Genomic DNA, 14302 nt, shown 5'->3' on the forward strand with positions numbered 1-14302 from the left:
GGAACCCCCCGATGACCATCGCATTCGCGACGTGCTCCCTGCTGCCCGGCGGGAGCGACGACGCCCACATCCTGATCGGCGCCCTCGCGCGCCTCGGCGCCGACGCCGAGCCCGCCGTCTGGGACGCCGACGTCGACTGGTCCCGCCACGAGCTGGTCGTCATCCGCTCCACCTGGGACTACCCGGGCAAGCGTGACCGGTTCGTCGCGTGGGCGGAGAGCCTGCCGCGCGTCCTCAACCCGGCCGGGATCATCCGCTGGAACACCGACAAGCGCTACCTCCGCGACCTCGCCGCCGCGGGCGTCCCGGTCGTCCCGACACTGTGGGACCCGGACGACGTCCCGTCCGAATGGCCCGAGTACGTCATCAAGCCGGCCGTCTCGGTCGGCTCCGCCGACACCGCCCGCTGGGGGCCGGGCGAGGAGGACGCGGCCCGCGCCCACCTGCGCTCGCTCCGCGACACGGACCGGACGGCGATGGTCCAGCCGTACCTGCCCGCGGTCGACACCGCCGGCGAGACGGCGCTGGTCTTCTGCGCGGGCGAGTACAGCCACGCCGCCCGCAAGGCGCGGATCCTCACCGCCGGCGCCGGCGTCGAGGGCCCCGTCCGGGACGACACCACGCGCGGGCAGGTCACCCCGTGCACGGCGACGGACGCCGAGCTGGACCTGGCGAGGCGCGCCCTGGCCGCCGTCCCCGGCGGCGAGGACCTCCTCTACGCCCGCGTCGACATGATCCCCGGTCCGGACGGCGTCCCGCTGATCATCGAGCTGGAGCTGACCGAGCCCGACCTCTACCTCCGGCACGCCCCCGCCGCGGCCGAGAAGCTCGCGAAGGCCATGCTGGCGCAGGTGTAGCCCGTCCGGTCAGGCCACGTCCTCCTCGGGGGCCGGGGCCGCGCTCTCGGGGGAGCGCTCGGCGATGGGGAGGATGATCGCGGACGGGTGGTCGGGGCTGTGGAAGACCTCCTGGTGGGCCTCGACCATGCGCGTGCCCGCGGTCGCCAGGGGGTCTCCGGTGCCGGGGTTCGCGGCGACCTTGGGGTGGGCGCCGCTGGTGACGTGGACGCGGACGCGGTGCCCGCGCTGGAAGCGGTGGCCCGTGGGCCACAGGTCGACCGCCACCCGGAGCACGCCGTCCGTCCCCACGGGCTTCACCGCGGCGGCGGGCAGGCGCAGGCCCCCTTCGCAGACGTTGCGGGACGTCCCGTCCGGGGCGACGTCGCAGAGCCGGACGACGAAGTCGGTGTGCTCCCGGTCGGAGCGGACGAACAGGTCGGCGCCGACGGGGCCGATGACGTCCAGGTCGGCGGGCAGGGCGGGCGAGGTGAACACCAGGACGTCCGGGCGCCGCTCCAGGGGCCGGTTGTCGACCGGGCGGGAGCTGCCGAGGAGGGTGGGGCCGCCGAGCGCGGGCGTGGGGCGGGCCGGGTCGAAGGTGTAGGTGCTCGCCGGACGGTCCTGCGGGCCGTCCTCGCCGAGGCCGCCGCCGGCGTGCAGGTGCCAGCGCGCCTGCCGCATGCCCGGCGGGGGCCAGTCGCGGTAGCTCCGCCACTCGCGGGCGCCGGTGACGTAGACGCGGACGGGGTCGCGGCGCAGCCCGGACGGGTCGCCCTGCAGGTGGGCGCGGAACCAGGCGAGCGACTCGCGGATCGCGGGCAGCCCGTGGCGGGCGTCGGTGTGCCACCAGGGCCCGATCGTCAGGTAGGGGGAGTGGCCGGCCGCGCGCAGCGCGAGGTAGTCCTTGATCTGCCACGGCAGGAACACGTCGTACCAGCCGCCGAGCAGGCTGACGGGCGCGGCGACCTGGCCGACGGTGCCGCTGAAGTCGCGCCGGTCCCAGTAGCCGCCGGAGGCGGAGTGGTCGGCGTGGTCGGCGTGGTTGGCGAGGAGGTCCTGGTAGAAGCGCATCGGCGCGCCGCCGGCCAGCACGTCCAGCTCGGCCAGCGGGCGGCCGGACGTGGCGGCGCGGACGGCGCGGCGCCGCGACAGCAGCGGCGCGGTCAGCATGCCGAACGGCCGCTGCTGCCGGTGCGTGAGGTCGGTCCAGGTGAGCGTGGACTCCAGCGCGAACGACCCGCCGACGTAGGCGGCGTCGCGGAAGGACGACGCGGTGATCTGCACCGACATCGCCTTCAGCTCGGGGCCCGCCTCCGCCGCGACCGCCCACGCCGCGTAGCCGAGGTAGCTGGGTCCGAACATGGCGAACGCGCCGTGGAACCAGGGCTGCCGCTTCAGCCACCCGACGGTGGCGAGCCCGTCGTCGCGCTCGCTGCCGAGCGGGTCGAACTCGCCGCCGGACCCGGACGTCCCGCGGGCGCTCTGCACGACCAGCTGGAACCCGAACGGGACGAACAGCAGGCCGTTGGCGAGGGCGGCGGGGCCACGCCGGCCGTAGGGGGTCCGGACGAGGATCGTGGGCGGGCGCTCCACCCCGGTCGGGGCGTACCGGTCGGCGAGCAGCGTCACGCCGTCCGGCATGGTCACCGGCAGGTCGCGCTCGACGCTGTAGCGGGCCAGCCCACGGGGGCGGGGAAGCCTGAGCTGCGGGGCCGGCAGTCGGTCCCAGGGCGCCATGCTGCCTCCGTACGTCGGCTACTCCCTAGTAAGGTAACCGGCCGCGCCGGTGCGCAACCGTCAGGCCCCGGTGATGAGCGCCCACGGGTCGGGCGCGGCGGTGATCGCGGCGCCCAGGTCGTCCGCCCACGCGGCCTCGTTGCCGTACTCGTCCCGCCACGACCACAGCCGCAGCGTGACCTGGCGCAGGGGGTGCTCCTCGGTGACGCCGAGGGCGCCGTGCACCTGGTGCGCGATCGCCGCGACCGTGCCCGCCGCCCGCGACGCGTTCGCCTTGGCGGCGGCCACCGCGACCGGGTCGTCCGGGGCGCGGACGGCCGCCCGCACCGCGACGTCCGCGACCGTCGCCTCGCCGGCCAGCTCGGCCAGCATCTGCTGGACGGCCTGGAACCGCCCGATCGGCCGGCCGAACTGCTCGCGCTCGCCCGCGTACCGGACGGTGAGATCCAGCGCCCGCCGCATCGCCCCGGTGAGCTGGACGGCCCGCGCGAGCGCCCCGAGCCGCCGCAGGTCCGCCGCGCCGGCCGGGGACGGCGCCGCCGCCGGCGCCCGGACGCCGGACAGCACGACCTCGTCGCGGGGCTCGCCCGCCACGTTGGCCCCCGCGGTGATCCGCGCCCGCGCGGGGTCGGCGGTGGCGACGAGGCCGGCCCCGAGAACGACGAGGCACCGCGCCGAACGCGCCCACGGGACGCGGCGGAACGTTCCCGTCAACGTCCAGCCTTCCCGGTCCTCGACGGCCTCGACCTCGCCGGACAGGGCGGTGAGGGCGCCGTGCGGCACCGGCAGCCCGGCGCCGGCGAGCAGCCGCCCGGCCACCAGGGTCTCGGCGAGCGGCACGGCGGCGGCGTGGTATCCGGCGGCGCGCAGGACTGCGGCGGCGTCGGCGAGGGTGCCGCCGCTGCCGCCGGCCTCCTCGGGCACGCCGGCCAGCGCGAGCCCGGACGCCTCCAGTTCGGGCCACGGGTCGGCACCGGACAGGATCTCGCCCGCGGTCTCCTCCAGCAGTTCCATCACCGCACCCCCAGCCCGCGCGCGACGATGCCGCGCAGGATCTCGTTCGTGCCGCCCCGCAGCGTGAACCCGGGCGCCTGGACGACCGCGCCGGCCAGCGCCCGGGCGAGCGGATCGGGCGAGCCGGGATCCGGCTCCACCCCGGCGTGCTCGCGCGCCACCTCGATCACCTCGCGCTCGAACCGCGTCCCGAGGTCCTTGACGAGCGCGGCGGGCAGCTCGGGCGTCTCGCCCCTGGCCAGCGCGCCCGCGACGGCCAGCGACGCCTGCCGCAGCGACCACAGCCGCGCGGTCAGCCCGCCGATCGCCCGCCGCGCGGCCCGGTCGCCGGCGCGGCCGTGCAGGAGCCGGACGAGCATGAACGTGCTGAGCAGCCGTTCGGGGCCGCTGCGCTCGTAGGCCAGTTCGGCGGTGACCTGCCGCCACCCGTCGCCGACCCGCCCGAGGACCATCGCGTCCGGCACGAACACGCCGTCGAGCACGACCTCGTTGAAGTGGTGCTCGCCGGACAGGCCCCGGATCGGCCGGATCGCCACCCGCTCGTCCGGAAGCGGCACGATGAACTGGCCGAGGCCCTCGTGCCGGTTCCGCGAGGCGGGCGCGCTCCGGGCGAGGACGAGGATCGCGTGGGCGATGTGCGCGCCGCTCGTCCACACCTTGGTGCCGCGGAGCCGCCACCCGTCCCCGTCGCGTTCGGCGCGGGTGCGCACCGACGCCAGGTCGGACCCGGAGTCCGGCTCGCTCATCCCGATCGCGAAGAAGCACTCGCCGCGCGCGATCGCGGGAAGGAACCGCCGCTTCTGCTCCTCGGTGCCGTGGGCGAGGATGGACGGCCCGGTCTGCCGGTCGGCGATCCAGTGCGCGCCCACCGGCGCCCCGGCGGCCAGCAGCTCCTCGATCACCACGAACCGCTCCAGCGGCGACCGCCCGTGCCCGCCGTACTCCCGGGGGAGGGTCATGCCGATCCAGCCGCGTTCGCCCAGAAGCCTGCTGAACGCGGGGTCGGCCCCGGTCAGCCAGCTGTCGGCACGGGCCGTGAACGGCGTCTCCGCGAGGAACTCCCGGACCTGCGCCCGCAGGTCGGCGGTCCCGGGCGGCAGCGTCCCGGGCTCCAGGTCGGACGATGTCGTCACATCCGCCTCCTTGTCCCAGGGGGACGTTACAGACGCGCCCCAAAGCCTCGATCAGCGGCCCCTTACCAGGGGCTCCCTGGCGAGGGCCGTGGTTCTCTGGGATCGTTGTCGTTCCGGACAAGCGCTCCGCCGGGGGGAGAGAGTCATGTGGCCCGGGTCGAACGTACCGATGGGGCCCCCGCCCACGGGGCCGGGGCCGGCGGCGCCGGGCTGGGCGCCCGCGGCGCGTATCACGCCCGGCGCCGGCTGGTACTTCCTGCCGATCGCCCTGGTCGTGGTGGCCGCCGTGGGGTTCTTCACCCTCCTGGCGTTCCTGTGGGACGACTCCGAGGTCGCCGACGGGCCGGCGGCCGTGGGCGACCCGGTGACCGGGGTGTCCGTCGACCTGACCGAGGGCTACGGGTACTTCATCTACGTCCGGACGGGCGGCCCGTCGGCGTACGCGTGCCGGGTGGAGGCGGGGCAGGAGTCCGGGCCGGTCCGGCTGACGAGGAAGAACTCCTGGAGCGCCTCGAGCCGCGCGTCCTACCGCTACACCGCCACGTTCGAGGCGCCGGTGTCCGGCCCCGCCCGGCTGACCTGCCGCGGCACCGACGGGGTGATCCTGGTGACGCCGGACGACACCGCCCACGGCTACCTCGGCCTCGCCCTGCTGGTCGCGATGGGCCTCGGCGGGCTCGCCGCGCTCGCGTTCGTCGTCATCCTCGTGCGCCGCGGCGGCGCCAAGCGCAGGGCCGCCGCCCTCACCGCCGGGCCCTACCGCTGACGGCGTCTCAGGCCGTCAGCTCCCGCTCCAGCGGGGTGCGGAACCGGGGTGTCGCGCGGACGCCGCCGTACCAGGCCGCCATCCGCTCGGCCTCGCGCGCGACGGCCGCCTCGGCGTCGGAGCCGGCGTCCTCCAGCAGGCGGACGGCGATCTCGCCGTCCTTGCGCTGCGCCCAGCCGCCGACGACGCGGCCGTCCCACCAGACGGACGGGCCGATGTTGCCGTTGCGGTCGAAGAGCGCCGGGCCGTGGTCGCCGAGGAACCAGCCGCGCTCCCGCCAGCCCATCGGGGTCGGGTCGAGCGCGGGCAGCAGCGCCGCCCACGGCTCGGGCGCGGGCGCGGGCTCCAGGTCGTCGGACAGGACGAGGCCGGTGGTCCCGCCGAGATCGGCCTCGGTGACGTCCAGCAGGGCGAGCGCCGTCCTGACGTCGCCGGCGTTCCAGCCCGTCCACCACTTCAGGTCGGCGGCCGGGGCGGGGCCGAACGCGCGCAGCCACCGGCGGGCGAGCTCGGCGCGGGCCTCGGTGGCCGGGAGGTCCTCGACGCCGCCGGGCAGCCATGCCTCGACGGGCGACCACCGGTACTGGCTGCTGGCCCACGACCCGTTCGGCCGGCCCCGCACGATGCGGCCCTCGCAGCCGAGCGTGACCAGGACCCACGTGGTGATGTTCGTGGGCCGCGAGTAGGACTTGCCGGGCGCCGGGTCGACCTGCGTCCGCAGCAGCGGCACGTCCGCCGAGAGCTGCGCGCCGGTCGCCTCCCCGCGCGCCAGCAGCGCCCGGTGCGCGGCCTCCGCGGCCTCGGCGAACAGGGCCGGCACGTCGGCGACGTCGCTGCCGCGCTCGATGATCCGCGTGTAGGTGGCGCGCTGCTTCACCGCCAGGCCGTTCGCGGTGGACGCCTGGAGGACGGGCAGGAGCTCGGTCGGCGCGACGAACATCGTCCGGCGCATGGCGAGCATCCGCAGCAGCGTCCGGTCGTCGTACAGGGCCTTCTCCACCGCCTCCGGCACGGCGCCGCGGCTGCGCGCCGCGACCGACAGGAACACGGTCGCCGGATCCGTGGCGTGCAGCACCACCATCGAGCGGGCGATGTCGAGGACGTCGTCCGTCCTCGCCCGGGCGGAAAGCCGGTGGCGGAGCGCGAGCCGGGCCCGCCGCTCCGCCACGGTGATCGAACGCATGAACGAATGATAGAGGGTGGTCAGCCGTTGTTGGAGATCTTCACGACGACCTGGTCCTTGGTGACGGACTGCACCGAGACGTCGAACCCCTCGGCCTGCTCCCCCTCGCCGGCCGGGACGGTGACGGTCTGCCCGCCGATCTTCAGAGTGACCATCTGGCCCTCCACCTTCACCAGCTCGGCCTTCACGCCGAGGATGGACGCGCTCGCGTCCACGCCGCGGTCGAAGGTCACCGTGCAGGCGTTGACACTGCAGTTGGTCTCGCTGTTCTCGCCGCTGCACCCGGCCAGCACGCCGAGGGGCAGGAGGGCGAACGGGAGTACGGCCAGCTTCCGCCGAACGGGAAAGGAGGTCATGCGAGGGAGTGTAGGCGGGCGGAGCGCGGGGCCGCGCCCTCCGTGAGGCGGAACTGTCCACCGCGAATGTCGTACCGCGCGGTGATGGCGCTGGATCTCCGGATGACCCCGTGTTTCGCTGGACCGGTGAACATCGACGATGCCGTTGAGGCGCCGGTGCTCGGACCGGTGGTGTGCGCCGCGCTCGGCATGGAGGCGCGGGCGGTGCGGCGCGGCCTCACCCGCACGCCCGTCGTGGTCGTCGGCTACCGCGCCCGGCGCGCCGGGCGGCTCCCGGACGCCTGCGCCGCGTTCGTCACCGTCGGCTTCGGCGGCGCGCTCGACGAGCGCCTGCGGCCCGGCGACGTGCTCGTCGCCGACGAGATCCGCGGCACCGGGCCGGACGCGGCGGCGACGCCGTGCTCGGCGCCGCGGCTGCTCGCCGCGGAGCTGATCCGGGACGGCCTGAGCGTGCAGACCGGCCCGCTGGTCACCACCGACCACGTCGTCCGCGGCGAGGAGCGCGCCCTGTGGGCCGCGCGCGGCGCCCGGGCGGCGGACATGGAGTCGGCCGTCGTGGCCGCGCGCGCCGGGGGCCTGCCGGTCGCCGCGGTCCGCGTCATCGTCGACGGGCCCGGCCACCCGCTGTGGCACCCGGGCATGATCGGCCGCGGGCTGGCGGGACGCCGCGTCCTGGCCCGCATCGGGCCGGCCCTGGAGCGCTGGAGCGTCCTGCTCGTCCGCGGTGAGGAGGACTCGGGCGACCGGTCGGCCACGCCCCGCATGCCCTGAGTATGCGGATGCGGCCTCCGCCGCCCGGACGTCCGGTGAGGATCAGCCGTGGCCGCCGCCCGAACCGTGGCCGCCGCCCCCGCCGCCGGTGCCGTGGTCGTCCCCGTGGACGATCTTCCCGCCCAGGTCCTTGCGCAGGCCCTCGAGCGTCTTCAGCTGGCTGACGATCACCCAGCGCGCCCCGACCAGGTACACCCCGCCCCAGGGCTTGGCCTCCTCCAGCCAGGCGTGCATGCCCTTGTCGGTGGTGAAGCTGACCAGCACGAAGCGTCCCTTGGAGGTCTTGCAGTTGCCCTGCTCCAGGTCCTCGACCTTCCGCTTTCCGGTCACGGAGCAGTCGGTCTGCTTGGCAAGCTCCGCCAGCGTCGCCGGCTTGGCGGTCTTGCCGTCCGACGCGTCCGACGCGGAACAGCCGGCCGCCAGCGGCAGCGCCAGCACGGCCGCGCACAGCGGCACCGTCTTCATCAGGCCGAGATGGTGTCGGGAGACCATCGCTCTTCCTCTCCGGGGTTGAGACGCGCGATTCGACTGGGAAGTACGCGTCCGGTCCCGGGGAGGTTCATCCGGCCAGGCGGGGCCCGGGCCGAGGGGCTCGGGCGAAGGGAGCTCAGGTCATGAGGCGGGCGCCGGCGGCGGCGCGGACGTCGGGGTCCTCGGCGGCGTCCTGCTGGAGCCGCCGCAGCCGCAGCTGCGTCTCGCGGGTGAGCGGCGCGAACCGGGCGGCCTCGGCCCGCACGCCGTCCTCGCAGTCCCACAGCCCCTCGGCCGTGTAGGACTCGGCGGTGTGCGGGGCGGTTCTCGTCAGCGCCGTCAGGATGCGGGGTCTCAGATAGGCATAGGTGGATTCGGTCCAAGCGGTCTTCAACAGGGGGACGGCCTCGCCCGCGCGCAGCCTCCCCAGCCCCTCGACCGGGCTGGCGGCGTCGGCCCAGTCGCGCCGGGCGACCGCCCCGTCCAACTCGTCCATCAGCAGCGGGATGTCCTGCCGGGTGCCGTACCGGGCGAGGATCCGCAGCCCCATGTCGGCGCACCCGCCGCGCTCCGCCGCCCACGCCCGCGCCCGCGGCAGCGTCTCCGGCCCGTACTCCCGCAGCGCCCGGCACACCGCGCCGCCGAACCGGCTCGGCCGCTGCGGCAGCAGCTCCTCCGCCAGGTCCAGCAGCGCCAGCGTCCGCCGCCGGCCCAGTTCGAAGATCGCCGCGATGGCGCCCTCGCCGCGCCGCCTGGCGAGCTCCAGCAACTCGGCGTCGCTCTGCCGGGCGCGCCCCGGGGCGGTGACCACCGCGCGCCGCGCCGCCAGCCCCGCCTCCCGCTGCCGTGCCAGCGCCCCCGCCACGCGCGGCTGCCGGGCCGCCCACGCCTCGATCACCGGGTTGTGCCCGGCCGGTATCAGCAGCGCCAGGTCCGCGTCGTCGCACCGTGCGGCGACCAGCTCGTCCAATCCGGCCGTCAGCGATGGATCCTCAAGGTCGATGAGCTCGGCGACCGCGTCGAACCACTGCGCGCCCTCCTCGGCGTAGTGGCGCAGCGGCCCCGCCGCCTCCCGCCGGCTCAGCCGCACCAGGTCGGCGAGGACGCCCAACGCCAGATCGACCCGCCACTCGTCGGGATCGGTATGGTCGGACGGGTCGAACAGATGTTCGGCAATCGGTCCGACCGGTAGCTCCAGATCGACCATCAACCGGGCGTAATACAGACGCCGTGACTCACATTGACGATCCCACCGTGGATCCCGCCGGACGCACTCGTACACGTACTCGCCCGCGCCGGGCCTGTCCGCCGCGCGCCGCGCGGCCCTCCCGAGCCCCCGCTGCAGTTGACCGTGCAGCGTGCCCGCCGATTCCAACACGACTCCGTTGCTCACCCCAGCAGAATGCGCACGAGACCAGATATCGGGCAAGTGCTTTACCCCAGGTAGTCATGTCCTTCACAACGTTCGCTGGGCTCTCCAGGAGGCGTGGAGGTCGGCGTACACGCCGGGCCGGTCGACCAGCGCGGCGTGGGGGCCGCGCTGGACGATGCGCCCCGCGTCGAAGACGATCACCTCGTCGGCCGCCTCCGCCGTGGACAGCCGGTGCGCGATGGCGATGGCCGTGCGGCCCCGGGTCACCCCGTCCAGCGCCCGCTGGATCCGGACCTCGGTCGCCGGGTCGACGGCGGACGTCGCCTCGTCCAGGACGAGCAGGTCCGGGTCGGCGATGTAGGCGCGGGCCAGTGCGACGAGCTGGCGCTCGCCCGCCGACAGCGACTCGCCGCGCTGCCCGACCGGCGTGCCGAGGCCCTGGGGGAGCCCGTCGAGCCAGTCGGCGAGCCCGAGCTCGGTGAGCGCGAGGACGAGGTCCTCGTCGGTCGCGTCCGGGCTCCCGTACCTGATGTTGTCGGCGAGCGAGGCGTCGAACAGGAACCCGTCCTGCGGCACCATCACGATCCGCTCGCGCAGCGAGGAGAACCGGACCCGGTCCAGCGGCACCCCGTCCACGAGGATCCGGCCGGAGACCGGGTCCATGAGGCGGGTGAGGAGCTTGGCGAACGTCGTCTTGCCCGAGCCCGTCTGCCCGACGATCGCGACGCGGCTGCGCGGCGCGATGTGGGCGTCCACGTCGTGCAGGACGGGCGGGCCGCCCGGGTAGGCGAACCCGACGCCCTCGAACCGCACCTCGATCGGGCCGCGCGGCAGCGTCTCGCCCGCGTCGCCGGGGTCGGCGACGTCGGGGACGGTGTCCAGCACGCCGAGGACCCGCCGCCAGCCCGCGATCGCGTTCTGCCCCTCGTTGAGGACCTCCGTCGCCGTCTGCATCGGGCTGACGAACAGGGTGACCAGGAACAGGAACGCGACCAGCCTGCCCGCCGACAGCTCCCCGGCGATGCCGAGGAGCGTCCCGGCGATGACGACGGCGGCGATGGCGAGCGCCGCGACCAGCTCGCTGACCGGGAACGTGAGCGCGACCATCGCCTGCGCGCGGGCCTGCGACGAGCGGTAGGCCTCCACGGTGTCGTCCACCCGCCGGCCGGTGCGCTCCTCCGACGCGTACGCGCGGATGACCGACGCGCCCACGACGGACTCGCTGACCGCCGCGAGCAGGTCGCCCATCCGCTCCCGCACCCGCATGTAGGCCTTCGACAGGATCCGCTGGAAGCGGCGCAGCGCGAACGCCAGCGGGACGAACGCCGCCCATACGAGCAGCGCCAGCTGCCACGAGTACACGACCATCAGCACGCTCGCCACGATCAGCTGGCCCATCGAGACGATGAACATCAGCCCGCCCGACTGCATGAACTGGCTGATCTGGTCGACGTCGCTCGTCACCCGCGACACGAGCGCCCCGCGGCGCTCGCCGCTCTGGGTGAGCATCGACAGGTCGTGGACGTGCCGGAACGCCTTCACCCGCAGCCCCGCGAGGCCGCCCTCGGACGTCTTGTACAGCCGGACGTTCATCAGGTACGCGCACACCGCCGTCACCAGCACGGCGCCCGCGCACAGCAGCACCGCCGTCCGGATGAAGGCGATGTCGGGGCCGCCAGGCCGCCCGAGGCCCTTGTCGATCGTCTGCTGGACGGCGATCGGCACCACCACCCGCCCGGCCGTCGAGACCAGCGCGAGCGCCAGCGTCCCGGCCAGGCCGGCGCGGAACTCCGGGCTCAGGCCCAGCCCGCGCCGGAGCGTGCGTATGGCGCCGTCGGCGCTCGCGTCGCCGAGCCCGCCGGACCTCGCCGCGCGGGCCGTCTCCGTCACCGTCATGCCAGGGCCTCCTCGCCGCCTTCGACCGCTTCCTGCTCCGCCTCGGCCCGCTCGTAGGCGTTGACGAGGTTGCGGTAGCCCTCGGAACGCTCCAGCAGGTCGGCGTGGGCGCCGCGCGCGAGGACGCGGCCGTGCTCCATGTACACGACCTCGTCGGCGAGCGCGATCGTCGCCTTGCGGTAGGCCACGACCACGACGGTCGCGCCGCCGGCCTCGCCCGCCTGCGCCTCCTGCAGGCTCTGCAGGATGCGCGCCTCGACCTGCGGGTCGACGCTGGACGTCGCGTCGTCCAGGACGAGGAGCCGCGGCCGGCGCGCCAGGGCGCGCGCCAGCGCGAGACGCTGCCGCTGGCCGCCCGACAGGGTCGCCCCGCGCTCGCCCACCCTCGTGTCGAGCCCGTCGGGGAGGGCGGCGACGAACCCGTCCGCCTGGGCGAGCCGCAGCGCCTCCCAGACCCGCTCGTCCGGCATGCCGAGGCCGAGCGTCACGTTGCCGCGGACGGTGTCGTCGAACAGGAACGTCTGCTGCGGGACGAGCGCCGCCGTCGCCGCGACCCCGCCGCGCTCGACGTCCCGCAGGTCGACGCCGTCCAGCAGGACGGACCCGTCGGCCGGGTCGACCAGCCGGACGAGCAGCGAGGTCAGGGTGGACTTGCCCGAGCCCGTCGGGCCGACGACCGCGATGGTCCGGCCGGGGGACGCGGCGAACGACACGTCGTGCAGGACGCGGTGCGGGGTGTCCCCTTCACCCGCAGCCTCGTAGGCGAACCGGACCTCGCGGACCTCCATCTCGGTCGCCGCGCCGCCGGAGCCGTCCAGCGGGCGGTCCCCGTACGGGAGGGAGCCGGTGGCGTCCAGGACGCCGCGGACCCGCCGCCACCCGACGACGCTGCGCGGCACCTCCCCGAGCACCCAGCCCAGCGCGCGGATCGGCCACGACAGCAGCGTGAACAGGTAGGCGACGTTCACCAGGTCGCCCGCCGACATGGCGCCCGACTCCAGCCGCAGCGAGCCGATGAGCAGGACGGCGAGCACGCCGAGGTTCGGCAGCGCCTCCAGCACCGGGTCGAAGAGCCCGCGGATCCGGCCGACCGCGATGTTGGCGTCGCGCAGCGCCCGCGCCCGCTCCGCGAACCGCTCGGTCTCGGCCGCCTCCCGGCCGAGGGTCTTGACGACCAGGCCGCCCTCGAAGCTCTCGTGCGCGACCTCGCTGACCTCGGCGCGCAGCTGCTGCGCGCGGGTCGCCACCGGGGACAGCCGCCGCTGGTAGGCGACGTTGATGAGCGCCACGGCGGGGAAGACCAGGAAGCCGACCGCGGCGATGACCACGTCGGTGACCAGGATCGAGACGGCCGCGATCAGCAGCATGAACACGACCCCGACCGCCATCGGGAGCGGCGCGATCGGTGCCCACACCGCCTCCACGTCGGCGTTGGCGTTCGACAGCAGCTGCCCGGTCGGGTGCCGGTGGTGCCACGCCAGCGGCAGCCGCAGGTACTGCCGGGTCACCTTGCGGCGGTAGGACGCCTGCATCCGGTACTGCATGAGCCCGGCGTAGAAGCGGCGGCCCGCGACGCCGAGCGCCTTGAGCAACGCCACCGCCATGATGAGGGCGGCGGCCCCGGCCAGCGCCCCGGCCGTCGTGCTCCCGGACGCGAACGCCGGCAGCACGACCTCCTCGGTGGTCCAGCCGAGCACCTGCGCGGTCGCCACGGTCATGGCCGCGTACAGGGCGCTCGCGAGCACCGACGCCGTGAAGATCCATGGTTCGGCCTTCACGGCCACCCACAGCACGCCCAGTCCCTCTCTCAGGACATGCGGGCTCACGCGTCTGGAACCTGGTGGCACGGCAACTCCTCGATCACGGACGGCAGCCCGGCGGGATGCCCCCGTGCGACCGCGGTGGGGGACTCGCGGGCCCGGATATTGCCTACCATCCGGTCACCGCGCTTATTCCCGCCCGGCCGGCGGCGGCCTACGATCATGCGATGAGCACTCTCGAGGACGGCCCGGTCCGCCGCGAGCGCGTGCTGCTGGCCGGCGCCCTGGCCGAGGCGGGACCGGAAGCGGTCACCAAGTGCGCGGGCTGGGACGCGCGCGACCTGGTCGCGCATCTGGTCGTCCGGGAAGGGCGCCCCGACGCCGCCCCCGGAATCCTTCTTCCTCCGCTGGAGTTCTATACCGAACGTGTGCGGCGAAGGACGGCGCGTGCCGTTCCGTTCGACACGCTGGTGAAACGGTTTCGGCAGGGGCCGCCGAAGTTCTCGCCCTACGCGCTTCCCGGAGTCGACAAAATCGCGAACGGCGTCGAGTTCTTTGTGCACCATGAGGACATCCGCCGGGCGCGTCCCGACTGGGAGCCCCGGGAGATCTCGGCGGAACTCGAGGAACTTCTCTGGCGGCGGATAAAAATTGCCCGCTTTGTCCTAAGAAAGGTTCACGTCGAGGTAACGCTCGTCCAGCCGGACGGCCGGAGCGCGCGCGTCTCCGGCGGCGGCCGGCGCTCCCGCGGCGCCGTCCGCGTGCACGGGCCGGTCGGCGAACTCGTCCTGTGGGCACTGGGCCGCCGGGACGTCGCGAAGGTCCGCCTCACCGGGGACACGGACGCTGTCAAGACTCTGACGGAGGCCGGTTGGAGTCTTTAACGGGCAGGTAACGGCACGGTTCGCCGAGAGGAGAATCGCAAGCCTTGCGGCTCCTCCGCTTTACGCGGAAGCGGTGATACGGTGGTCCGGTCGGTTGCAGTCGTGGTTCTCGATCGTTCA

At 74.8% G+C, this 14302-nt stretch carries 13 protein-coding genes; 4 read left to right on the forward strand and 9 right to left on the reverse strand.

Features of this window, described 5'->3' with window-relative positions; genetic code table 11:
* Positions 1 to 11: 11 nt before the first annotated feature.
* On the forward strand, positions 12 to 857 hold the full coding sequence (locus tag ABGB11_RS07655) for a hypothetical protein (RefSeq protein ID WP_347630245.1): 846 nt from the start codon (positions 12 to 14) through the stop codon (positions 855 to 857).
* A 9-nt stretch (positions 858 to 866) separates the two neighbouring features.
* Here ABGB11_RS07655 and ABGB11_RS07660 read toward each other — a convergent pair whose 3' ends face one another.
* From ABGB11_RS07660 to ABGB11_RS07670, 3 genes are read right to left on the reverse strand one after another with little or no spacing between them, the layout of a single operon-like run.
* Entirely contained in the window at positions 867 to 2576 is a 1710-nt protein-coding gene (locus tag ABGB11_RS07660) for a CocE/NonD family hydrolase (RefSeq protein WP_347630247.1), read from the reverse strand.
* Positions 2577 to 2636: 60 nt separating this feature from the next.
* On the reverse strand, positions 2637 to 3590 hold the full coding sequence (locus ABGB11_RS07665) for an acyl-CoA dehydrogenase family protein (RefSeq protein ID WP_347630249.1): 954 nt from the start codon (positions 3588 to 3590) through the stop codon (positions 2637 to 2639).
* Positions 3590 to 4723, reverse strand: coding sequence for an acyl-CoA dehydrogenase family protein (locus ABGB11_RS07670; protein WP_347630251.1), 1134 nt, complete (start codon positions 4721 to 4723; stop codon positions 3590 to 3592). The genes ABGB11_RS07665 and ABGB11_RS07670 overlap by 1 nt, the downstream gene beginning before the upstream one ends.
* Positions 4724 to 4892: 169 nt before the next feature.
* On the opposite strand from ABGB11_RS07670, the gene ABGB11_RS07675 reads away from it, so the two are divergent.
* Positions 4893 to 5489, forward strand: coding sequence for a hypothetical protein (locus ABGB11_RS07675; protein ID WP_347630253.1), 597 nt, complete (start codon positions 4893 to 4895; stop codon positions 5487 to 5489).
* Between the two features lie 7 nt (positions 5490 to 5496).
* Here the strand turns inward: ABGB11_RS07675 and ABGB11_RS07680 are convergent, their stop codons facing one another.
* Together ABGB11_RS07680 and ABGB11_RS07685 are read right to left on the reverse strand one after the other, a co-directional pair.
* The gene (locus ABGB11_RS07680; RefSeq protein WP_347630255.1) at positions 5497 to 6672 is read right to left on the reverse strand and encodes a winged helix DNA-binding domain-containing protein; all 1176 of its coding nucleotides are present in this window, start codon (positions 6670 to 6672) and stop codon (positions 5497 to 5499) included.
* Between the two features lie 20 nt (positions 6673 to 6692).
* Positions 6693 to 7028 carry a hypothetical protein gene (locus tag ABGB11_RS07685; protein ID WP_347630257.1) on the reverse strand — a complete coding sequence of 112 codons (336 nt, stop codon included), beginning with the start codon at positions 7026 to 7028 and terminating at the stop codon, positions 6693 to 6695.
* A gap of 126 nt (positions 7029 to 7154) precedes the next feature.
* On the opposite strand from ABGB11_RS07685, the gene ABGB11_RS07690 reads away from it, so the two are divergent.
* The gene (locus ABGB11_RS07690) at positions 7155 to 7799 is read left to right on the forward strand and encodes a hypothetical protein (protein WP_347630259.1); all 645 of its coding nucleotides are present in this window, start codon (positions 7155 to 7157) and stop codon (positions 7797 to 7799) included.
* 42 nt (positions 7800 to 7841) lie between these two features.
* Here ABGB11_RS07690 and ABGB11_RS07695 read toward each other — a convergent pair whose 3' ends face one another.
* The 4 genes from ABGB11_RS07695 to ABGB11_RS07710 form a co-directional block, all read right to left on the reverse strand.
* Positions 7842 to 8291 (reverse strand): hypothetical protein, encoded by a 450-nt coding sequence (locus ABGB11_RS07695; protein ID WP_347630261.1) that lies wholly within the window; start codon positions 8289 to 8291, stop codon positions 7842 to 7844.
* A gap of 115 nt (positions 8292 to 8406) precedes the next feature.
* A complete protein-coding gene (locus ABGB11_RS07700) occupies positions 8407 to 9477 on the reverse strand; it encodes a hypothetical protein (protein WP_347630263.1) in 1071 nt (356 codons plus the stop codon).
* Between the two features lie 249 nt (positions 9478 to 9726).
* Positions 9727 to 11538, reverse strand: a complete 1812-nt coding sequence (locus ABGB11_RS07705; RefSeq protein WP_347630265.1) for an ABC transporter ATP-binding protein — start codon at positions 11536 to 11538, stop codon at positions 9727 to 9729.
* A complete protein-coding gene (locus tag ABGB11_RS07710; RefSeq protein ID WP_347630267.1) occupies positions 11535 to 13364 on the reverse strand; it encodes an ABC transporter ATP-binding protein in 1830 nt (609 codons plus the stop codon). The genes ABGB11_RS07705 and ABGB11_RS07710 overlap by 4 nt, the downstream gene beginning before the upstream one ends.
* A 14-nt stretch (positions 13365 to 13378) precedes the next feature.
* Between ABGB11_RS07710 and ABGB11_RS07715 the strand changes: the two genes are divergently transcribed.
* Positions 13379 to 14182, forward strand: a complete 804-nt coding sequence (locus ABGB11_RS07715; protein WP_347630269.1) for a TIGR03085 family metal-binding protein — start codon at positions 13379 to 13381, stop codon at positions 14180 to 14182.
* Positions 14183 to 14302 lie beyond the last annotated feature (120 nt).

Source organism: Actinomadura sp. B10D3, assembly GCF_039871695.1.
GTDB lineage: Bacteria > Actinomycetota > Actinomycetes > Streptosporangiales > Streptosporangiaceae > Spirillospora > Spirillospora madurae.